The following is a 23,735-nucleotide window of genomic DNA, read 5'->3' as shown; positions in this document are numbered from 1 at the left end:
AAATCCGGAATGCGCCCCGGAATGTGCCACAGACAGGCACATCAGAACGGCGTACTCAGCAGCCGTGCGCGATACGACCCGGCACCCAGACGGTGCGCTGGGCGAGGCGACCGAGATCAGAGCTGGTGTTCATCCGCGGGGTCGCCTCCTTCGGTAGTTACAGATCGTTGGCCACCGCAACCTAGTGGCTGCGGCCACGTCGGTCAAGAGCTCGGGCTCTGGATGCTGTCGCCGCTGTTGCCGATCATGACGTAGGTGCCGAGGCGCCGGAAGTCGTTGATCACACCGAACATGCTCTTGCCCGACGGCAGGAGGGCCTGGAGAGCAGGGTCCTGCGTCAGCTGGGCGCTGAACATCTCCTTGTACGCGTTGTAGACCCTCGCCGTGTAAGTGGGCTCCTTTGCCGCGTTGGTCCTGTGGTCGTTGGTGAGGGCGATGGAGGCGAGGTCCATGAGGTAGCAGTCGATCAGGTCGGTGACGTCCTTGGTCTTGGCCCCCTTCCTGCTCGCCTGTGCGTCCTCCTCAAGGAGACGCGCCATGCCCAGAACGATGTCGCGATGAATACGGTGCCTCGTGCTGCTGGGGAAGGCGGCCATGATGTGGTCGGCCTGACCCGCGCCATCGGTGTTCATGGTGCGCGGCGTCTTCAGGTCATCCAGGCCGGGAACGGCCAGCGGGACCGCTTCGAACATCGACTCCTCGTCAGGAATGCTCGTGTTCCGTGAGGCGAGGGGATGCAGGCCGATCTCATGGGCCAGCATGCCCATGATGTAACCGACGTCGTACTTCTCGAAGTAGTAGCTCGCCAAGTTGATGTCGACACCTGCGTCGCCGTGGTCCTGCACATCGGCCGGCGTCTCCGTCGTACGCACGTGCAGGGTGATCCGGACCTGGCGGTCACCGACATAGTCCCGGATCGTCTCGTGCCTGTGCAGCAGATCGATGATGCGGGCTGCCTTGTCACGGTACGTCTCGTTCGTGTGCTTCAGGTTGGTGAACTCGATGTTCCCCGTTGCTTCATCGGGTGCGGGGCTCGGGTCCTGCGTGCTGGGCTCCTGCGGCATGCGGGCCGGGGCCTCGGTACGCGCCGTGTCGCCGTCGGCCGACATGGGCAGGGAGACCGGGTCCACCCAGACCGACTCACGCAGTACCGGGGCAGCGCCCGTGCGAACCGCATCCCAGCTCTGCTCGCTGTCCTGCTCGCTGTCCTGCGGGCTCGGCTGCTGCGGCGGCGGCACGTCCCCGATCAGGGCGCCCATCAAGGCCAGATGACGGCCACGAAGACCGGCCGCAGCGAGCGAGGAATCCTCCGGGGCCGCATAAAGGTCACCCAGCAAACTGCCCTGGATGTGGGGGCGGTGCGGGGAATCAGCGTCACGGTACTCATCCCGCAGACCAAGCTGATGAGTCAGCTCATGCACCATCTGTACCGGATCAGCGTCCGCCCACCACGTGTTCTGATCCATCGCACGGTCCCTGCCCACCAGGTCCACGGTCAAGTGGGGGGCATCGGCGGGGTCGACGTGCTCGACGGTGACGTGCAGCAGGTCACCGTTGGGCAGGCGGTAGCCGGGCGCGTTCAGGAACTCGGCGACACCCGCACCGAGTTGCTCGAGAGCATGCGCGGCCTGCCCGTCCGTGCCGCGCATCGCGATGCGGACGGTGAGTTCGGTGACCGGATCGCCGTCGTACGTGAATCGCCGCGCGTCGAACCCGGAACGCACCACGAACCGGGGCCGACTGTCACGCGGCCTCCGTGGCTGGGTCTGTGACGTGGTGTCGGTGCTGCCCTGCGGAAGCCGGGGACGGGTCTCGCCGGTGTCGCTACTGGTGGGCGCCGGGTCAGCCGTCTGGATGCTGTCGCCCTGGTTGTTGAACGCGACGCTGCTGCCCAGACCGAAGAAACTACCCGTGACGTTGTACCAACTCTTGTCACCCGGCAGCAGATCCCGCACGGGACTGTCCGGCGCCAACTGCTCGGCGAACTGCACCTTGTACGCGTTATAGGCCCTCGCCGTGTAAGCGGTGTCCTTGATCGCCCTCGCCCGGTGATCGTTGGTGACCGCGATCGTGGCCAGGTCCATCAGATAGGTGTCGACCAGGTCGGTGACGTCCTTGGACTTGGCACCCAACACACCCACCCGTACGTGCCGCGCCAGCACCTCCGCCATCTCCACGACGATGCCGCGGTAGATACCGTGCCGGATCGACTGCGGAAGGGCAGCCATGATGTGGTCCGCCTGCCCCGCCCCCACAGTGTTCATGAAACGCGGCGTCTTCAGCGTCTCAAGACCCGGCACCTGCAACGGCATCCCCCGGAACAGATCCTCCTCCTCAAAGATCCTCGCATCACGAGCGGCCAGAGGATGCAGACCGATCTCATGAGCCAACATCCCCATGATGTAACCGGTGTCGTACTTCTCGAAGTAATAACTCGCCAAAGCGATGTCCACACCGGCATCACCACGGTCGATCACATCAGCCGGAGTCTCCATCTTCCGCACATGCAGAGTGATCCGCACCGGGCGGTCACCGACATAACTCCTGATCGTCCCGTGCTCGTCCAACAACTCGATGATCCGGACCGCCTTGTCCAGATACTCCTCCGTCTGATTCAGGTTGGTGAACTCGAAGTTCCCCAGCTTGAAGGGACGGAGCACCGGCTCCGACGCGGCGGGCGCTGTGTCCTCGGTGTTGGCCTGGGGCAGTCGGGGACGGGCCTCGCCGGTGTTGCCGTCGTTGGTGGTGTCGCCGGTCAGGTCCGGAGTGACAGTGATGGGTTGCCGGATGCTGTCGCCGCGATTGTTGGTACCGACACTGGTGGCCAGTGCGGCGAAGTCCCCAAGGACGCCGAGTCTCCCCTTGTCCGCGGGCAGCAGGGCGCGCACGGCGCTGTTCGGAGCGAGCTGCTCAGCCAACTGCGCCTTGTAGGCGTTGTAGACCCTTGCCGTATAGGACGGGTCCATGATCGCCCTTGCCCGGTGGTCGTTGGTGACCGCGATCGAGGCCAGGTCCATCAGATAGGTGTCGATCAGATCGGTGACGTCCTTGGACTTGGCACCCATCACCCGGACACGCGCGCGCCGCGCCAGCACCTCGGCCATTTCCACGACGATGTCGCGGTAGATCCCGTGCCGGATCGTGTGAGGGAAGGCGGCCATGATGTGGTCGGCCTGCCCCGCCCCCTCGGTGTTCATGAAACGCGGCGTCTTCAGCGTCTCCAACCCCGGCACCAGAAGAGGCATCCCCTGGTACAGCTCCTCCTCCTCGGGAATCTTCGCGTTCTGTGTGGCGAGGGGGTGCAGACCGATCTCATGAGCCAACATCCCCATGATGTAACCGGTGTCGTACTTCTCGAAGTAGTAACTCGCCAAAGCGATGTCCACACCGGCATCACCACGGTCGATCACATCAGCCGGGGTCTCCGTCGTCCGCACGTGCAAGGTGATCCGAACCGGACGACCACCGACATAGCTCTTGATCGTGCCGTGCTCGTCCAGCAACTCCACAATCCGGACGGCCTTGTTGAGGTACCTCTCCGTCTGGTTCAGGTTGGTGAACTCGTAGTTCCCCAGCTTGAAGGAGCCCATCGCCGGAGTCGGAGCAGGTGCCGTGTCCGCGTCCGCGCCCTGCGGAGCATGAGCCGGAACTTCGTGGACTGACGCGCCATCGGCAGGCCGGGGCAGCGAGACCGGGTCGACCCAGATGGCCTCGCGGGTCTCCGCAACAGCGGCGTTACGGGCCGCAGCCCAACTCTGATCGGCCAGGTCGGCCTGATCACCGGTCTGCTGCGGCGCCGGTGTCACCTCGCCGATGAGCGCACCCAGCAGAGCCAAGTGCCGATCCCGCAGGCCGGCGGGGGCGAGAGACGCATCTTCCGGAGCCTCGTTCAGGTCACCGAGCAGACTGCCCAGGACGTGCGGGCGGTGCGGTGAATCCGTATCCCGGTACTCGTCGCGCAGGCCGAGTTGATGGGTGAGTTCGTGCACCAACTGCACCGGGGCCGCGTCGGCCCACCAGGTGGTCTGATCCATTGCCCGGTCCCTACCCGCCAAATCCACGGTCAGGTGCGGGGCATCGGCGGGGTCGACATGCTCGACGGTCACATGCAGCCGGTCGCCGTTCAGCAGCCGGTAGTCCGGGCCGTTCAAGAACTCGCCCACACCCGCACTGAGCTGGTCGAAAACGTGGGCGGCCTCGTCATTCGTACCCCGCAGCGCAACCCGGACGGTCAGCTCCGTGACCGGCTCACCCTGATACGAGAAACGCCGCGCGTCGAACCCGGAACGCACCACGAACCGAGGACGACTGTCACGCGGACCACCGCGCACCGGTGAGGTGACGGACGACTCTGTCTGCGGCGCGGGGTCGGTTCCGGGCTCGGGCAACCTGGGGCGCGCGTCACCAGTATTGCCACCGGACTGGTCCGTAATGACAGGCTGCTGGATGCTGTCGCCGCGATTGTAGGTAGCGATGCTGGTGGCGAGTTGGGTGAAGGACCGAGCGACGCCGAACAGGCTCTTGTTCGTCGGCAGGAGATCTCGAAGAGCAGGGTTCTCCGCCAACTGCTCAGCCAGCTGCGCCTTGTAGGCGTTGTAGACCCTCGCCGTGTAGTTGGGCTCCTTGACCGCGTTCATCCGGTAGTCGCTGGTTACCGCGATGGACGCGAGGTCCATCAGGTAGGTGTCGAAGAGGTCGGTGACGTCCTGGGACTTGGCGCCCGGCACGCCCACCCGAGCACGCCGCGCGAGCACCTTCGCCATGTCGATGACGATGTCGCGGTAGATGCGGTGCCGGATCGTGCGGGGATAGGCCGCCATGATGTGGTGGGCCTGCATCGCCGAATCGGTGTTCATCATGCGGGGCGTCTTCAGGTCGGTCAGCCCCGGCACCGGCAAGGGCATACCTTGGTACGCCTCCTCCTGCTCCGAAATGTCCTCGTTGCGGGAGGCGAGGGGGTGCAGACCGATCTCATGAGCCAGCATGCCCATGATGTAGCCGGTGTCGTACTTCTCGAAGTAGTAGCTGGCGAGGTTGATCTGGACGCCGTCGTCGCCCAGGTCGCGTACGTCAGCCGGGGTTTCGGTCGTGCGCACGTGCAGGGTGATCCGCACCTGACGGTCACCGACGTAATCCTTGATGGTGCTGTGCTCGTCCAGCAGCTCGATGATCCGGACCGCCTTGTCCAGATACTCCTCCGTCTGATTCAGGTTGGTGAACTCGAAGTTCCCCAGCTTGAAGGGACGGAGCACCGGCTCCGACTCGGCGGGCGCCGTGTCGCCGGTGTCGGCCTGGGGCAGCCGGGGACGGGCCTCGCCTGTATTGGTGTCGGTGGTGTCTCCGGTGATCGTGTCGTCGCCAGTCTGGTCCGGAGTGACAGTGACTGGTTGCCGGATGCTGTCGCCACGGTTGTTGGTTCCGACGCTGGTGGCCAGTGCGGCGAAGTCCCCAAGGACGCCGAACCTTCCCTTGTCCGCAGGCAATAGAGCACGCAGGGGGCTCTCCGGAGCAAGGCGGTCAGCCAGCTGCGCCTTGTAGGCGTTGTAGACCCTCGCCGTATAGGACGGGTCCATGATCGCCCTTGCCCGGTGGTCATTGGTGACCGCGATGGAGGCCAGGTCCATCAGATAGGTGTCGATCAGATCGGTGACATCCTTGGACTTGGCACCCATCACCCCGACCCGCGCGCGCCGCGCCAGCACCTCGGCCATTTCCACGACGATGTCGCGGTAGATCCCGTGCCGGATCGTGTGAGGGAAGGCGGCCATGATGTGGTCGGCCTGACCCGCCCCCTCAGTGTTCATGAAACGCGGCGTCTTCAGCGTCTCAAGACCCGGCACCAGAAGAGGCATCCCCTGGTACAGCTCCTCCTCCTCGGGAATCTTCGCGTTCTGTGTGGCGAGGGGGTGCAACCCGATCTCATGGGCCAGCATCCCCATGACGTAACCGATGTCGTATTTCTCGAAGTAGTAACTCGCCAGAGCGATCTCGACGCCGTCGTCCCCGCGGTCGATCACATCGGCCGGGGTCTCCGTCGTCCGTATGTGCAGGGTGATCCGCACCTGGCGGTCGCCGACGTAGTCCTTGATGGTGCCGTGCTCGTCGAGCAACTCGACGATCCGGACCGCCTTGTCCAGGTACCTCTCCGTCTGGTTCAGGTTGGTGAACTCGTAGTTCCCCAGCTTGAAGGAATCCTGCGCCAAGACCGGTGCGGCGGGCGTCGTGTCCGAGTCCGGCGGAGCGTGCGCCGGAACCTCGGTGGTCGCCGTGCCCTCGGCAGGCCGGGGCAGGGAGACCGGGTCGACCCAGATGGCCTCGCGGGTCTCCGCAACGGCGGCGTTTCGAGCCGACGCCCAGCTCTGGTCGGCCGGGCCGGTCAGGTCGTCGCTCTGCTGCGGCGCCGGGGTCACCTCGCCGATGAGCGCTCCGAGCAGGGCCAAGTGCCGGTCGCGCAGGCCGCCGGGGGCGAGGGACGAGTCCTCGGGAGCCTCGTTGAGGTCGCCGAGCAGACTGCCCAGGATGTGGGCGCGGTGCGGCGAATCGGCATCCCGGTACTCGTCGCGCAAGCCGAGCTGATGGGTGAGTTCATGCACCAACTGCACCGGAGCGGCATCCGCCCACCAGGTCGTCTGATCCATCCCCTGGTCCCGGCCCGCCAGATCCACGGTCAAGTGGGGTGCGTCGGCGGGGTCCACGTGCTCGACGGTCACGTGCAGCCTGTCACCGTTGAGCAGACGGTGGTCCGGAGAATTCAGGAACTCCTCCACCCCCGAACTCAGTTGGTCGAACACACGGGTGGCGTCGCCGTCCGTGCCGCGCAACGCGACACGAACCGTGAGGTCGGTGACCGGCGTGCCCTCGTACGAGAACCGCCGCGCGTCGAACCCGGAACGCACCACAAACCGGGGTCGGCTGTCACGCGGGCCGCGCGCCGGTGAAGTGGTGGAGTGCACGGTCTGCGGCACGGTGCCAGTGTCGGCCTCGGGCAGTCTGGGACGTGCCTCGCCGGTGGTGCCTCCGCTCCGGTCCGGAGCGACGGGCTGTTGGATGCTGTCACCGCTGTTGAAGGTCGCGATGTTGGTGCCGAGTTGGGTGAAGGACCGTGCGATGCCGAACCAGCCCTTGTCCGACGGCAGGAGGTCCCGCAGAGGAGTGTTGTCCGCCAGCTGGGCGTAGAGCATCTCCTTGTAGGCGTTGTAGACCAGTGCCGTGTTCTTGGGCTCCTTGGCCGCGTTCCTCCGGTAGTCGCTGGTGATCGCGATGGAGGCCAGGTCCATCAGGTAGGTGTCGAAGAGGTCGGTGACGTCCCTGGACTTGGCGCCCGCTACGCCGACCCGCGCGCGCCGAGCGAGCACCTTGGCCATGTCGATGACGATGTCGCGGTAGATGCCGTGCCGGATGGTGCGAGGGTGGGCGGCCATGATGTGGTCGGCCTGGCCCGCCCCCTCGGTGTTCATGGTGCGCGGCGGGTCCAGGTCGGTCAGTCCCGGTACCGGCACGGGCTTACCCCGGTACGCCTGCTCCTGCTCTGGAATGTCCGTGTTGCGGGCGGCGAGAGGGTGCAGGCCGATCTCGTGGGCGAGCATGCCCATGATGTAGCCGGTGTCGTACTTCTCGAAGTAGTAGCTCGCGAGATTGATGTCGACGCCATTGGCGCCGTGGTCCTTCACATCGGCCGGAGTCTCGGTCGTGCGCCGGTGCAGGGTGATCCGGACAGTGCGGTCGCCGACGTAGTTCTTGATGGTGCCGTGCTCGTCGAGCAGCTCGATGATCCGGACCGCCTTGTCGAGGTACCTCTCCGTCTGCTTCACGTTGGTGAACTCGTAGTTCCCCAGCTTGAAGGGACGGAGCACCGGCTCCGGTGCGGCGGGCGCCGTGCCGTCGGTGTTGGTCTGGGGCAGTCTGGGGCGTGCCTCGCCGGTGTTGCCCCCGGTGGCGTCTCTGGTCTGATCCGGAGTGACAGTGACGGGCTGCCGGATGCTGTCACCGCGGTTGTTGGTTCCCACGCTGGTGGCGAGTGCGGCGAAGTCCCCGAGGACGCCGAACCTTCCCTTGTCGGCGGGCAGCAGGGCACGCACGGGGCTGTCCTGCGCGAGGTGCTCGGCCAGCTGGGCCTTGTAGGCGTTGTAGACCCTTGCCGTGTAGGCGGGGTCCTTGATCGCTCGCGCCCGGTGGTCGTTGGTGACCGCGATGGAGGCCAGGTCCATCAGATAGGTGTCGATCAGATCGGTGACGTCCTGGGACTTGGCACCCATCACCCCGACCCGCGCATGCCGCGCGAACACCTCGGCCATCTCCAGGACGATGTCGCGGTAGATCCCGTGCCGGATCGTGTGAGGGAAAGCAGCCATGACGTGGTCCGCCTGCCCCGCCCCTTCTGTGTTCATGAAACGAGGCGTCTTCAGCGTCTCAAGGCCAGGCACCATCAGGGGCATCCCCTGGTACAGGTCCTCCTCTTCAGGGATCTTCGTGTTGCGGGTGGCGAGAGGGTGCAGACCGATCTCGTGGGCGAGCATCCCCATGACGTAACCGATGTCGTACTTCTCGAAGTAATAGCTCGCCAAAGCGATGTCGACGCCGTCGTCGCCGCGGTCGATCACATCGGCGGGAGTCTCGGTCGTGCGCACATGCAGGGTGATCCGCACCGGGCGGTCGCCGACGTAGTCCTTGATCGTGCTGTGCTCGTCGAGCAACTCGACGATCCGGACCGCCTTCTCCAGGTACCTCTCCGTCTGGTTCAAGTTGGTGAACTCGTAGTTCCCCAACTTGAAGGAACCCAGCGCCGGGTTCGGTACGGCGGACGCCGTGTCCGAGGCGGGCGGAGCGTGCGCCGGAACCTCGGTGGTCGCCGTGCCGTCGGCAGGCCGGGGCAGGGAGACCGGGTCGACCCAGATCGCCTCGCGGGTTTCCGCGGTGGCGGCGTTTCGGGCCGCCTCCCAGCTCTGGTCTGCCAGGTCCGTCAGGTCGTCGCTCTGCTGCGGCGCCGGGGTCACGTCGCCGATGAGCGCGCCGAGCAGCGCCAAGTGCCGGTCACGCAGGCCGCCGGGGGCAAGGGACGGGTCTTCGGGAGCCTCGTTGAGATCACCCAGGAGGCTGCCGAGAATGTGCGCGCGGTGCGGCGAATCGGCATCCCGGTACTCGTCCCGCAGGCCCAGCTGGTGAGTGAGCTCGTGCACCAACTGCACCGGAGCGGCATCCGCCCACCAGGTCGTCTGGTCCATCGCCTGGTCCCGGCCCGCCAGATCCACGGTCAGGTGCGGGGCATCGGCGGGGTCGACGTGCTCGACGGTCACACGCAGCAGGTCACCGTTGAGGAGACGGTAGCCGGGCACGTTCAGGATCTCCTCGACACCCGAACTCAGCTGGTCGAACACGTGGGCAGCGTTGCCCTCCGTGTCGCGCAGCGCCACGCGGACTGTCAGCTCGGTGACCGGCGTGCCCTGATACGAGAACCGCCGCGCGTCGAACCCGGAACGCACCACGAACCGGGGCCGACTGTCACGCGGGCCACGCGCCGGCGTCGCGACGGTCGGCGCGGTGTCGGTGCTGCCCTGCGGCAGCCGGGGGCGTGCCTCGCCGGTGTCGCTACTGGTCTGCGTCAAAGCAGCAGGCCGTTGGATGCTGTCGCCCTGGTTGTTGAACGCGACGCTGCCGCCCAGACCGAAGAAACTACCCGTGACGTTGTACCAACTCTTGTCACCCGGCAGCAGACCCCGTACCGGACTGTCCTGCGCCAACTGCGCGGCGAACTGCAACTTGTACGCGTTATAGGCCCTCGCCGTATAGGCGGGGTCCTTGATCGCCTTCGCCCGATGGTCATTGGTGACCGCGATCGTGGCCAGATCCATCAAGTAGGTGTCGATCAGGTCGGTGACGTCCTTGGACTTGGCACCTGCCACGCCGACCCGCGCATGCTGCGCCATCACCCCGGCCATCTCCACCACAATGCCCCGGTAAATGCCGTGCCGGATCGTGTGGGGGAAGGCGGCCATGATGTGGTCGGCCTGACCCGCCCCCTCGGTGTTCATCAAACGCGGCGTCTTCAACGTCTCGAGACCCGGCACCATCAAGGGTGTGTCCCGGAACTCCCTCTCGTCCTGAGGGATCCTCGCGTCGCGGGCCGCGAGGGGATGCAGGCCGATCTCGTGGGCGAGCATCCCCATGATGTAACCGGTGTCGTACTTCTCGAAGTAGTAACTCGCCAACGCGATGTCCACACCGGCATCACCACGGTCGATCACATCCGCCGGAGTCTCCGTCGTCCGCACGTGCAAGGTGATCCGAACCGGACGACCACCGACATAGCTCTTGATCGTGCCGTGCTCGTCCAGCAACTCCACAATCCGGACGGCCTTGTTGAGGTAGTTCTCCGTCTGGTTCAGGTTGGTGAACTCATAGCTCCCCAGCTTGAAGGGACGAACGACCGGCTCCGGTGCGGCGGGTGCCGTGTCCGCATTCGTGGGGGCGTCCGCGCCCGCATCATTGCCGGACAGCGTGCTCAGCTCGTACGCCTCCTCCTCCAGGAGGCCCGGGAGGTCGCTGCCCGTGGGTGACGGGGGCAGCGGAACGGTAGCCGGGTCCTCGGTCACCTTCGGTGCCGGGGCCGGGGTGTGGAGGCTCAGGGGTACGAAGTCGCCGCCCCGGCGGCGCAGTCGGATGTGGGGGCTGTCGGTGGACGGGCCGGGATAGGTGTGGGCGGTGCCGTTCTCGTCGACCAGGGTGACGGTGGTACCGGTCGCCGCGGCGGCCCACTTGGACACGGCGCGGTCCGCATCGGGACCCCACGGGGCCTCAGCCAGATAGCGGCGCAGGTGGCCGTCGAGCTCGTCCTGGTTCGGCGCGGGCGCGTTCGGGCCGCTGAACCGGAGGGGCGGAGGCGTGAAGAGCGAGTCGCGCGCTGCCGGGTCGTCGCCCGGAAGGCCGTTCATCCGCATCAGTTGCGTGGCCGGCACCCCGGCGCGGGTGCGCAGCCGTGCCGCCTCGCGGCGGTCCGGCCCGGGCTGTACCGCGGCCTGGCGCAGGGCGGAGGAGAGCGCGCCGAAGAAGCCGTTGCCGCGGCCGGTGGGGGTGCCCTGGGTGTAGGTGGCGCCGTCGGGTGCGGTGAGGACGCCGTCGCGGTCGAGGCGGTAGCGCGGGCCGCTGCTGTCGGCGGGCGAATGCCAGGGCAGGGTGGTGTGGCTGCGGTGCGCGGGCGGTTTCGTGGGCTGCTGCTCCGGTGCGGAGCGCGTGGTGTCGGTGCTCGATGTCCCCTTGTCCGTACCGGATCCGGTGTCGGTCGGCGGGGCGGTGATGATCAGGGTCGGGGTGCCGGACGGGAGCGCGGCGGAGAAGAAGCCGTCGGCGGCGAAGAGGACCGGGTCGGCGGCCGCGTCGATGGCGGCCGGGTCGGCGCCGTTCGGCAGGAAGAGCTGCGCGCGGCCCTCTCCGGTGACCACGGTGAGCGGGGTGCCCAGAACGCGGGCGGCGAGGGCGGGCAGCAGATCGGCGCCCCCGTTGTCACCCGGGCGGCGCTCCGGCGGGGCCGGTTCGCCGTCCGGGCGCTTCGTGTCGCTCGGCTGCTTCGGGTCGTTCTGCGATGGCTCGCTCGCGAACGGGCGGGACAAGGCGGCGGTGGCGAGCTTCACTCGCTGCGTGGGAGTCGGCCAGAAGTTCTGCGGGAGTCGGCCGAAGGCGTCGTACTCGGCCTGCTGGGGCGGGGTGAACTTCACTCCCGCATCGTTGAGTTCATCCGGCGTGAAGGTGTCCGCGACGTCCAGTGCGAGGGCGTCGAGCAGGTCCTCGTTGTCGTCCTGGCCCAGCGCCGAGGCGAGGCGGCGGCGGGCGGCGCCGACGGCATCCGCGGTGAGCGACGGGTCGCCGGGCGCGTTCGCGAACTGCTTGGCGAGGTCGGTGCCGAGCAGATAGGACAGGCGGTCCCGGACCTCGGCGGCGGCGAGCAGCGAGTGGAAGAACGACGCGCCGTCGTGCGGCACGTCGTGCACCTCGCGCACCGTGGTGCCGTCCGGCGATGTGATGGTGCGCGGGGTGGAGTCGGTCGCCGCGGTGACGACGTACGGCTTGGGCGCCTCGGAGCGCCATTCCGGCTCGGTGTACTTCTCCGTCGCGTCCGGCGCCGGGACCGAGACGGGGCTCTGATGGTGGGAGGTGAGACGGGAGGCGGCGAGGTGCAGCCGGTGGTGGTCCCGGGCGGCGGCGTCGGCGTGCTGCTCCCAGCGGTGGACGTCCTGGCGGGCGGCCTGCCAGGCGACGACGGCCGGGGACCAGACCACGTCCTGCGGCAGGTCGGTCGGCGGGCCGGTGTTGTCGTCGCCGAGCGCGGTCTGCTCCTGCGCGCTCAGGTCGAGCCATGTCTCCCGCGCCCGCGCGCGGGCGTCGTAGTAGCCCGTCTCGGCCGCGGCGAGGTCGCCCGCCGCCTTGGCCTGGTCGTCCCAGGCCCCGCGAATGTCTTCGGTGAAGGTGGTGTCGTCCAGGAGGCCGTGGTCGCGGGCGATGTCCTCGCGCAGCCAGACGAGTGCGGTGGTCTCGGCCTCAGCGGCGCGCGGCCCGCGCCGGGGCTTGCCGAGCGCTTGCAGCGGGCGGCTGTCGGTGAACCGGTGGTCCACCTCTGCCACCGAGAGCCAGCTCACCGGCAGCGCGAAGAGCATGCTGCGATCGGTGACGACCTTGATGTGCGTGCCGAGGGTGGTGTCAGCGGCGCCCTTGAGCGTGGTGCCGTCGTTCGTCCCGCCGACCGGAATCGTGGCACCCGGGTTGGTGACGCCCGCGTTGCTGTTGCCCGCGAGCGGCGAGGTACCGACCGCGCCCTCGACGTTGTCGGAGATGCCCGCGTCCAACGCGTCGGAGGTCTTCCGGCGTTGCATGGCCTCCATGCGCGGCTTGTTCTCGACGGCGAGCAGCCGGGCGCCGCCGCGGTGCATCTTCGCGTAGATCCGGGAGTCGGCGGTGTGGGACTGGCCCAAGAGGCGGGCCGATGACTGGGTGGGCAGCGGCGAGCCGTTCGCGCCGAGCGCCTCGCGGAACCCCGCGGTCAGGCCGCCCTGCGCGGTGGCCTCCAGCTGAGCCTGTGCGGGGGCGCTGCCGGGACCGGTCAGTGTGGTGAAGCCCGCCATGCGTACGTGTGCGGCGAGGCTGTTGCCGGTGTGCCGCCGACCGAGGTCGCCGTCACCGAGTCCGTCCGCGCGGGCGGTGGCGAGCGTCAGGGCGTCCTGCACGTTGGCCGCGCCGCGGATGTCCACGGCGAGGATGCCCGAGCCGATCTGATCGTCGAAGGTCAGGACGTCGGAGTCGGAGCTGCCGGTGGTGTCACCGGCGGCGGAGGTGCGCCAGGCGGCGATGCCGTCCGGGCGTGCCTGATCGGCCGTCAGCATCCGCACCGCGCGCTCCGGTTCCGGCACGTCCTGCTCGGTGAGGGCGTTGTCGGCTCCGTCGCCGACCGGGGTGAGCAGGCTCGCGGGGAGGATCTCGTTGAGGCTGCCGACGGGCGTGTCGACGGCGCTGGGGGTGAGCGGATCGCCTTCCGCGTCCGTCATGGTGACGGTCAGGGTGTAACTCGTGACGATCTCGGCGTGCGCCTGGGTGGTGGCGATGTTCGGCATCGCGGTACTGCCGGCGGTCTCGGTCCTGGTGCTCGACCGCTGCTTGGCCGCGGTGCCCTGGAGGGAGGGGTTGGCGACGAGGATGCCGCTGCTCGCCGCGCGCTCGCCGCCGCTGAGGGTCACGTCGGCGCCACGGTCCTGGGAGACACCGTCCGCGTCGTCGCGGGCGATGGTGCGGTAGTCCTCGAGCTCGTAACCGGTGCGCAGCCTGTCCACGGTGGTGGTGACCGGGGTCAGCGCGAACCGGACCTGTCCGCGGCTCCCGCCGACCGGCAGCCGGAGCGGGCTCGACCAGGAGCGGTAGCGGACCGGCAGGGTCATCCCGTCGGTCGTCAGCTCGTGCAGGTGGGAGCGGAGGAAGTCCGGGGAGAGCCGCTGGAGGACCTGCTCGCGGTCGTGCGAGGGCACTCCGATCTTCTCGAGATCCCCCATCAGCTGCCGCGCCGCGTCGCTCGCGTCGAGCTGGCCGCTGGGGTGGGTGGGGAAGCGGCGGCCGCTCAGGAAGGCGGGAAGGCGGTAGCCGCCGCCGAGGTTGTGCGGGGTGGTGGTGCCCAGGCCGTCCGGGGCGAGTCCGGACTCGATGACGTCCTGCATCGGCAGGTGGAACATCACGGCGTCGCGGATACGTTGCACCGCGGCGGCGGCCCGGCGCGGGGCGAGCCCGTGTGCGAGGTGCTCGGAGACCCGCCCGGCCACGGAGCTGATCCCGGCTCCGGCGCGGGTGCCCACCGCGCCCATCGCGGCCGTCCAGCGATCCCGTACCGCGACGGTCTCGGCGGCGTCGGCGACCACCAGGTACGTCCGTCCGGAGTAGCTGAGGGTGGTGTTGCGCCCGCGGGTGAGGGTCTGCGCGAAGCTGTGCCCCTTGCCCCAGGCGTACTGGAGGGCGGTCGAGTAGGAACCGACCACTGCCGCCTGGCCCGGGGCCTGCTTCAGCGGCATGTCGGCGCCCTGGAGGCCCAGGGTCGTGTGGGAGACCGTGCTCGTGGTCCCGTTGACGCGGTGCTCGTTGCCGATGGTGGCCTCGAGGCTGGCCGGCTTCGGGTCGCTCTTGACGCGTACGTTGTCCAGATCGCCGCGGATCGCGGCCTTCATGTAGTGGGTCTGGAGCGGTCCCGCACCGGTCAGACCGGTGACGCGTGAGCCGAACGGGCCGAGGTACTGGCCGATCTGTCCGGCCACTCCCAGGTTCGCCATCGCCCGGCGCAGTGCGGTGCGTACGGGTGCCCCTGGCGCGCTGACGTGCCAGGAGGTGCCCGACGCGAGGTCGGCGGTGTCCTGCATGAGCTGCTGGCGCTGCGGTGCGCCCTCGGTGCTGAGCACGACGTGCGGGGAGCTCAGCAGTTTCCGGATGAGCTGCCGGTCGGGTGTGTTCTCAAGGGGCTGCGGGTGGGTGCCGTCGAGGAGTTGGTCCGCCTCGACGGAGGAGAGCGGCTGCGGTACGGGTGGTGTGGGTACGGGCCCGCCGGGCTGCGGATCGGCGGGGGCATGGCGGTCGGAGCCGTGCGCGGCCGGCACGGCGAGCTCCACCCGGCCCACGGTCTCGTTGCCCTCGGTGAACAGCGGCCGAGCCTCGACCTTGCTGACGAAGACGCCCGCGCCGAGCAGGCCGACCGAGGCGAGTCGGGCCCAGCCGCGCGGTCGGCTATGTCCTTCGAAGGTGGCGCCCAACTTCACCTGGTAGCTGTAGAGGTCGGCGCCGTTCTGGAACATCAGGTTGTCGTGGGTGACCGCGACCGTGCTGCGGGTGGCCCTCTGTTCCGTCTTGGCGTACCGGGCGCCGAGGGACGCGCTGCCGGCCTGCCGCGGCAATCCGGTTCCGGGCACCTTGTCGTGGTCGCGCGGGGAGACTCCCAGCTCGACACCGCCGGAGAGGGTCGTCGACGCCTGCTGTCCCTGACCCGAGAGCTCGTAGCCGACCACTCCGTTGCGCAGCGAGCGCTCGTTCATGGTGGTCTCGAACTGCCGGTCGGTGAGGCGAGCCGTGAGGATGAGCGTGTGATGGCCGCGGCGCACCTTGCCGTCCTCGGTGAGGGTGACCGGCACTCCGGTGGTGGTCAGGTCGTCCAGGCTCTGCGCCAGGCTTGGCCTGTTCAACGCCTCACGCACCTGGCGGTCGTTGTGCAGCGCGGTCCGCATCCGCCCGTCGCCGTACCAGAACTTGGCAAGGCGCGGGTGCCGCAGTACCAGCGGCGGGACGAACAGCGACGGGTAGGAGTGGTGCAGCGTGTCCAGGACGCTGTCGGCGAAGGCCCGCATGGGGTCTTGGGGAGCGGGTTGACGGGGCGGAGTCTCGGACTGGGGCTGCGTCTGGGACTCGGTCTGCGGCTGAGTCTGGGGCTGGGTCTGTTCGACAGGCGGCGGTTGTGTCTGCGTCGGCTGTATCTGGGTCTGCGGGCCGATGGGACGGAAGCCCTCGGCGCGGACCTGGCCGCTCAGGTGGACCGGGTCCTCTCGGCTGAGGTACCACGGCACGGGCGGTTCGGCGTCCGGGTTGGGTCCCGCCTTGCCGGGCGTACGACTGTCCCAGCCCGCGAGGCGGCGCGCGTCCTGGGTGGACATCCAGTCCAGGCTGACCACGCGGACCGGGCGGGCATCCGACGGCAGATCGCCGGGCTTGCGCACCATCAGAGTGCGCTCGACCCGATAGAGCGCGACCGGGTGGTTGCGGACGCGGCCGGTGGTCTTGCGAGCCGCGGTGGTGCCGAAGTAGTGGCCGCGCCCGGTGGTGAGGTCCGCGCGGACCAGCGGGCCGCCCTGGAGACGTACGTCGGTCTCGGGACCGGTCAGGGTGTAGTTCGGCCCGGCGGTGACCTGGACGCCCATGCGGGTGTCACGGACGTGGCCACGCTCGTTCTGGTACGTGGTGTAGGCGAGTTCGCGCAGTTCCGCCTTGACCGACTCGGTGACCAGCGTGGCTCGGTGCGGCACCGACCGTTCCACGATCAGGTGCCCCAGCGGGTGCTGTCCACTGCCCTGGGTCAGCTCGGGCCCGGTGACCGGCCCGGAGAACCTGCCGAACAGGGCGTGCAGCCGCCCCGGCCGGACGTACGAGACCAGGGTGCGGTGCGCCGAACTACCGGGCCGCGCACCGGAGATGGCGAGTGCCATGTCCTCCGGTGAATCCGTCAGGTGCAGTCCGGTGATGTCGGCCATCCTCGGCTCGACACCGTCCGGGAAGGTGAGCGTCTTCGGAGCCCGCTGGGGCCCCGTGTAGGGCACGGTGAGGTCGTCGGGCAACCGCCAGCTCAGCCCGTCACGCATCGCGAACTCGGCGGTGTGCACCTGGCTGCGCTGCCAATTAGGCGTCGGTGAGGGTGAGTTGGTCTGGTCGCTACTGTCCGGGCCGGTGGTGGCCGGATCCGTGGTGACCGGGCCGGTAGTAGCCGGACGGGGGGTGACCGGGGCCTCGGTGACGCGGTCCACCCGCACCCGGTAGTGCACGTCGTCCAGGTGCAGGTGAGAGCCCTCGTGGGCGCGCCACTCGGACTGGTTGTACGCCTGGGTCCCCTGCGCGTAGTCGGTCTTGCGGGTCCAGCCCAGCGAAAAGCCGAGCTTGAGAAGCCAGTTGAGCGGCGGACCCATGCTCAGCCCAGCGGCGATCCGTCGCCCGACGCCCACGCTGCGGCCACCGCCCGTGCCACCCTGGCCGCGTCGCATCGTGTCAAGGCGTACGGTGCCGCCGTCCACGTCGGAGAAGCGCACCCAACGGTGGTACGGGATGGCCTCCACGGTCATCTCGTGGCCGACCCCGGACTTCTCCCGGCCCACGAAGCGCGCGCCGCGCGGGGCGGTGAAGGCGCTCGGCTGATGGGTCAACAGCCGCAGCAGTTCCGCCTCGTCGAACTGGGCGCGCAGCTTCGCGGGAAGTTTGCTCAGGATCTCCTCGGCCACCTGCTCGGGCGAGCGCAGGGTGGTCATGCCGGCGCCGGTGAAGATTCCGGTCGGATGATTCTGCGGGGTGCCGTCGGTCCGGCCGCCCGGGGTGCCGTCGCCCGGGTCGGCGTCCGGACTGATCAGGACAGTGGGCAGTCGGCTGCCGTCCTCGAAGGTGACGGTGGGCGGTACCGGGCCCGGCGGTCGGGCGTCCGGGCCGGTCAGCAGCCGTGCCGGGCGGTGCCGTTCGAGCTGGGTCTCCAGCGGCACGGGGTCGCCCGGGTCGGGGGCCTTGCTGTCGGGGGCCTTGCTGTCGGGGGTGGAACCGTCCGTGTCCTTGGTCTCCGGGGCAGGAGCAGTCAGGTCCGGGGTGGTGGTGACGGCCGGGTCCGGCGTCGTTGTGACAGCCGGGTCCGGGGTGGTGGTGACGGCCGAGTCCGGCGTCGTTGTGACAGCCGGGTCCGGGGTAGTGGTGACAGCCGGGGCCGGGGGCGTCGTGGTGTTCACGTCCGGTACGGGGGTGAGCGGGGCCGAGGCCGGGATCAGCGCGTCGAAGTGGTCGGTGCCGTTGTAGGCCAGGTGCAGCGTGCTGCCGTTCCGGCCGCCCGGGTTGAGGGTGTTGACGAGGGTGTTCCCCGGTGACGTCCTGTCGGGCTGGACGAGCCGCAGGTCGAGGTCGAGGGTGTGCGCGAGGGCCTCCGGAAGCACGTCGGCGAAGGGAGAGGACCACAGCGCGGGGAGTTCGGCCGTCGAGGCGACGAGCCCCTTGGCTCCCAGCCGCCAGGCGTCGGCGGGAGTGGGCGCCACGTCGGCGAGGTGCGGGTAGCCGCTCTCCCGGAGGATCCGCTGCCACTGGCCGGTGTCGCCGTCGGTGACGACAGCCTGCGCGATCCCGTTCCAGAGGTCGGTGATCCGGCTCCGCTCTGCCTGATCCTGTACCCCGGCGACGGCACGCATCCGCAGATCGTCCACCACGGCGAACACCGGGTCCGGGAACGCCATGGACACTCTGTCGCCGAGCTCGGTCCCGGTGATCCGGTCGCTCAGCAGACGGCGCAGGCCCGCGACGTTCTTCGATGCCCACGCCGGCGGTATTTCCCGGCTGCGCGCGCTGTCGAGCAGCGCCCGGAAGAAGCAGTTCCCGTCACCCGGGGTGTCGAGGCGCCGCAAGGCCAGACCATCCGCGTGCACGGTGTCCGCGGTGCCGGGCGTGGCCTTGCTGAGGAGGGTCATGTCCTCGGCGAGGCTCTCCGGGCGGCTCGGTGCGGGCGTCAGATCGGGCCTGCGGCGGGCGAGTTCGGCGGTGTCGTCGGAGCTGAGTTTCAGCTCGGACAACGGCAGCGGAGTACTGGAGAGCGACCAGGTGACCTGCGCGGAGGGTGCGTAGGCGAGACCGCGGACGTCCTCCGGCGAGACAAGGGTGGTCGGCGGGAGCACGGGAGGCGGCGGGGGCAGCAGGGCGTCGAGGGTGGTGTCGGGCCCCGCGTTCGTGTGCAAGTCGGCTGCAGCGCGCAGGAATTCGGTGTACTGCTCGACAGTGGGAGAGGCGGCCGGATCGCTGTCACTGGTGGTGGCGCTCGTCGCACCGCTCCGGTCGACGACCATCCGGCGCAGCAGGTCCGGGGTCATCCGGCCGTCGCCGTAGCGGGCGGCGGTGTCGGGGCTGAGCCAGCGCAGGCCGTCCACGAAGGCAAGACCGGCGATCAACTCGCGGTTCTCCGGCTGCTGTTCGGCGTCCGGGCCGAGGGCGTCGCGCAGGGTGCGGATCTGCTGGAGGGTACGGGCCAGGGCGAAGGCGTCGGCCGGTTCTGGACCGGCGTGCAGACCGGCGTCGCGAGCGAGCCCGTCCAGGTCGGCGCCGCTGGGCTCCGGGGTGAAGAGGCGCCAGCGTCCAGGACCGTCCGCGCCCTCGGCGAGCACCGCGCGGACGTTGCCGTCCTTGTCCAGGGCCGTGCCCACCTCGGTGGTGGGCGCGTACACCGGTCGCCCGGTGCGGTTCGCCACGTGCTGTGCCACCGGCAGCCCGGCGACAGCGGGCTGCCGTCCGGTCTCGCAGGAGAACAGCACCAGCGGCCGGTCGTTGTCGCTGTCCTGTGACCAGGACTTGTATGCCTCGCCGAACTGCACACCGCTGACCTTCACGGTGGGGTGTTGCGCGTCGTCGGTACCGAGCGTGACGGTACGGGGAGTGCCGTGCCCCGCGAAGTAGTCGGCGCCCCGCTCGGTGCCCGAGCCGGGGAGCGCGGTCGGCGGACCGGTGAACACGGTACGGGGAGCGGGTGCGTCCGCGGCGGTGTCCGGAGCCGGAGGAACGGACGTGGTACGCACACCGCGGAAGGTGTCCTGGCCAAGGAGTGCGCGACGGCCCGCGCTGTGCGCCGTACCGTCCTCTGCCGGGCTCTGCGAGATGGTCAACGTCTGTACGGCACGCCCTGGTTGGGGTTTTACGGTCGCGTCCGGCACCAAGCGCCGCAGCTGCGCGATGGGCACCGTGTGGCCGTCCAGGGTGGTGACGGCCGGCTCGGGCGCGGGCTGGCGCGCAGGGGTGTTTCCGTTGTCCGTGGTATCGCCGCTGACGACGGGACGTACGACGATCTGCCCGGTGGGCGGGAGCGCTACGGGAGGTGTCGCCGGGGAGTTGTCCGGCGCGACGGTCGAAGGCGTGGGGGAAGGCGGAGGCGGAGGCGTAGTGCCGCCGTTCCCGGGACCGCGTCCGCCGGTTCCGTGGCCGCTGCCGCCGCCCGACTCCAGGTGCAGATCGGTGGCCGTCTCGGTCCAGGGGCGTGACAGGGTGGCGAGCTTGGTCGCGGCGGGCGGGCTGGTGTCCGCGGAGTCGGGGCCGACTCCGTTGCTGTCCAGGGGACTCGTCGGCCCCGAGACCACCTTCGGGCGCGTGGCCGGGCCCGATATCCCGGAGGTGGTCGTGCCGAGGGCGTCGGCGAGCGGCAGCAGCACGTCTGCGCCGGGGAACGCGGCGTCCTGAGCATCCGGAGTACCGTCCGGCGTCACTGCGGTCGGCGGGCCGGTGAGCGGGCGGACCCGGACCGGGGCGCCCGGACCGTCGCGGGTCAGCTCGACGGCGGCGCGCACCGGGGCCCCCGGCCCCACCTGCGCGACCGGCGGTCCGAGCACGACGGCCCGGTCGACCCCGGCCCCGTCAAGGAGTTCGGCCGCTTCCGGTGCCCCCTCCCCCGGTGGCGGAACCTCCGAGACCACGATCGTCAACGCCGGTGACCGAGTGGGAGAGGGGCTCCCGGCGAGCGGGGTGGGCCCGGCCTTCACGTCACTCGGGCCGCTGACATCGCGCACGCCGTCCGTGTCGGCGTACGAGCCGGTGGTGCTCACCTTCGGCGGAGTGGTGGTGATGTCGGTGGCGTCGGGGAGGAGGGAGCTGTCGACGGAGTCCGACGCATCGGTGTTCCCGGTCTCCGGGCCGGTGCTCTCCGGAGACGAGGTGCTCTCCGCAGGTGAGGTGGTATCCGGCGACTGCGAGGTCGTCGGAGCGCTCTCGGGCGTGCTCTGGGACTGCGCGGTCGAGGGAGCCGGGGAGCCATTGGCAGCCGGAGCCCCACCCGGCCTGGCGCCGGTACCCGTGCCGGGTGTGGCGGAGTTGGCGGGGCCTGCCGTGGCAGAACTGCCCGAGCCGGAAACACCGGAGTTGCCCGGACCGGACGCGGCGGAGGCGCCGGGGCCGGACACGGGCGAGGCGACGGGGCCAGGCGCAGCCGAAGGCGAGGGACCTTGCCCATCGGAGCCACTCGAGTCCGCGGCGGCGGAGTTGGCAGGACCGGACGCGACCGAGGTGTCAGGGCCAGCCGTGGCCGAGGTGTCGGGACCAGCCGTGGCCGAGGTGTCGGGACCAGCCGTGGCCGAGGTGTCGGGACCAGCCGTGGCCGAGGTGTCGGGACCAGCCGTGGCCGCGGTGCCAGGGCCAGGCACCGCCGACGCATCGGGACCGGGCGCAGCCGAGACGTCAGGACCAGACACCTCCGACGCATCGGGAGCAGGTGCAGCCGAGACGTCAGGACCAGGCGCAACCGACGTTCCGGGATCGGGTGCTGCCGAGGTGTCAGGACCAGACACCGCCGACATACCAGGATCGGGTGCTGCCGAGGTGTCAGGACCAGATACCGCCGACGTACCAGGATCGGGTACTGCCGAGGTGTCAAGACCCTGGGAGGCCGCGGGCCCGCCCGTGTTCTGCCCCGGCGCCCCAGTCGTACTGTTGCCGCCCTGCCCGGCTGCTACCTCGTCCGGAGTGTTCGAAGTATCAGGAGTGTTCTGAACGCCGCTCCCCGGGACGTCCGCACCCGAGCCCTCCGGAGACGCCCCCACCCCAGCGTCGGGCCCCTGGCCCACCACCGAGTCGACGCCACCCCCCGTACTGCCGGTACCGGAGTCGACCACAGCGCCGTTGCCGGAGAGTGGCGTATCCACCGTGACCGGGGTGCCGAAGCCGTCGAGGGCACGGCGGACCCCGTCGGCGTCGATCTGCCCTGCCGGGCTGTTTCCCGCCGGGACCACCCGGACCTCGGGCACCTGCGACAGGTTGCCGTGCAGGCCGTCGCGGACGCCGATCTCGGTGCTGCCGGGAGCCTGGGAGCCGCGCAGGTCGGCGAGGTCGTGCAGGGCCTGCTCGCGGACCTCGGCGGAGCCGTGATGGACCTGCTGCCACAGATCGTTCTCGGCGGCGGTCACGGACAGCGGGCCCGGCGAGTAAGCCGGTGGGTCGACAGTGGAGTACGGCGGCGGGCTCTCGGCGACGTAGGGCGGGGGCGACTGGCTTCCGGTGACGTCCCCGAGGCCGGTGTTCTGCTGGGTGGCAGGCGGAGGCGAGGTGAGCGCGGAGCCGTCGCCGCCCGAGGTAGCCGGCCGCGAGGGACCGTCGGTGTGGTCGGAGCCGCCACCCGTGCGAGAACCCCCGGAGCCGACCGAGTCCCCCGTGCCGGAGTCGGGAGTGCCGCCGGAGACGGTGGGCGGCTGGTTGCGCAGGTTGTCGATGACGTTGCGCAGTTCGGCGCCGCTGTTTATCGCCCCGCCGGTGAGCGTGGACTCGACCTGGCTGCTGATGCCCGCGCCGACGAAGGTGGACCAGCTGGTGGACCAGTCGCCGTCGAAGGCCCCCTTGATCAGGATCTCCGCCAGCGCCTCACCGGCACCGGCGGCGATGAAGTCGGCCACCCCCTTGATCCCGTAGTGCCCGGCCACCGCACCCGGCATGTGGGAGTAGTTGTTCAGCAGGTGGTTGTTCCGCCACAGGTTCGGGTTGTTGAAGAAGGAGAGCGGGTTGTTCGTGAGGTTGGGGCCGCTCCCGTACGGGGTGGGGCTCGGGGTGGTCTTAGGCGTCGGAGCCGGAGGGGTGGGCGTGGGAGTCGGCGTAGGCGTGGGAGTCGGCGTGGGCTCGGGCTTCGGCGTAGGCGTGGGCTCGGGCTTCGGCGTAGGCGTGGGCTCGGGCTTCGGCTTGGGACTCGGGCCATTGCCGCCGGGGCCGAGACCCGAGCCGTTAGGACCGTTGGGGCCGTTCTTGAAGTCGTTGCCCGGGCCGTTCTTGAAGAAGTTGCTGTCGTAGCTGTTGACGATGTTCTTCGCGAAGCCGTTGAAGATGCTGGTGAGGCCACCGGCGGCGGCGCCGAACGCCGCTGACTTGAGGATGTCGTCCCAGTCGAACCCGTCGGGGCGGCGGTCGTTCGGAGCGAAGTTCATCATCGCGAGCCGCACCGCGAAGGTGGTGAACGCCTCGGCGAACGCCTCGGTCAGCGAGGGCGCGATGTGCAGCCGCTGGAGCAGGTGGCTGAGCGTGGTGAGGATCATGAACCGGCTGCGCAGCTTGGCCAGCAGGATCTGACTGGCCGACGCGCCACCGGTGAAGAAGGACATCGCCAGGTAGATGGCGATCTCGATGAGCAGCCGGATGATCTCTGCGATGACCTGCCACTTGGACTCCATGATGTCCATGGAGGTCTTGCGCCGGCCTTCCGCGATCTTCTCGAGTTGGTCGGCGAATTCGAGAAGGTAGTTCTTGCCGCCGTCGTTGGTGAGCGTGCCCATCGCATTGGCGTACGACTTGGACAGGTCGTCCGGCATCGACTCGGCGATGTCGTGCACCGACTTCGTGATCAGCGAGGACATTCTGTCGAGCTTCTTGCCCAGGCCGGAGTACGGCATCCGGCTGTCGTAGGCGAGGTCCTCGTCCGCGTCGATGAGCCTCTCCCCGGTGAGGATGAAGATCATCGCGTTGACCTCGGGCGAGACCTGGATGCTCAT

Annotated in this window: 1 protein-coding gene; it reads right to left on the bottom strand. The window is 69.3% G+C overall.

The features are described from left to right. Nucleotides 1–203: 203 nt before the first annotated feature. Nucleotides 204–23,735: a WXG100-like domain-containing protein gene (locus ACWFRJ_RS02820; RefSeq protein WP_453524380.1), complete on the bottom strand. Its 23,532-nt coding sequence runs from the start codon at nt 23,733–23,735 to the stop codon at nt 204–206.

It is taken from the genome of Streptomyces sp. NPDC055239, from assembly GCF_053606205.1.
This window is presented reverse-complemented; position numbering and strand designations above follow the sequence as displayed.

Bases quoted from the DNA above. Each gene is read 5' to 3' on its own strand.
- ACWFRJ_RS02820 (WP_453524380.1), bottom strand. From the start codon at position 23,735: ATGAGCATCCAGGTCTCGCCCGAGGTCAACGCGATGATCTTCATCCTC.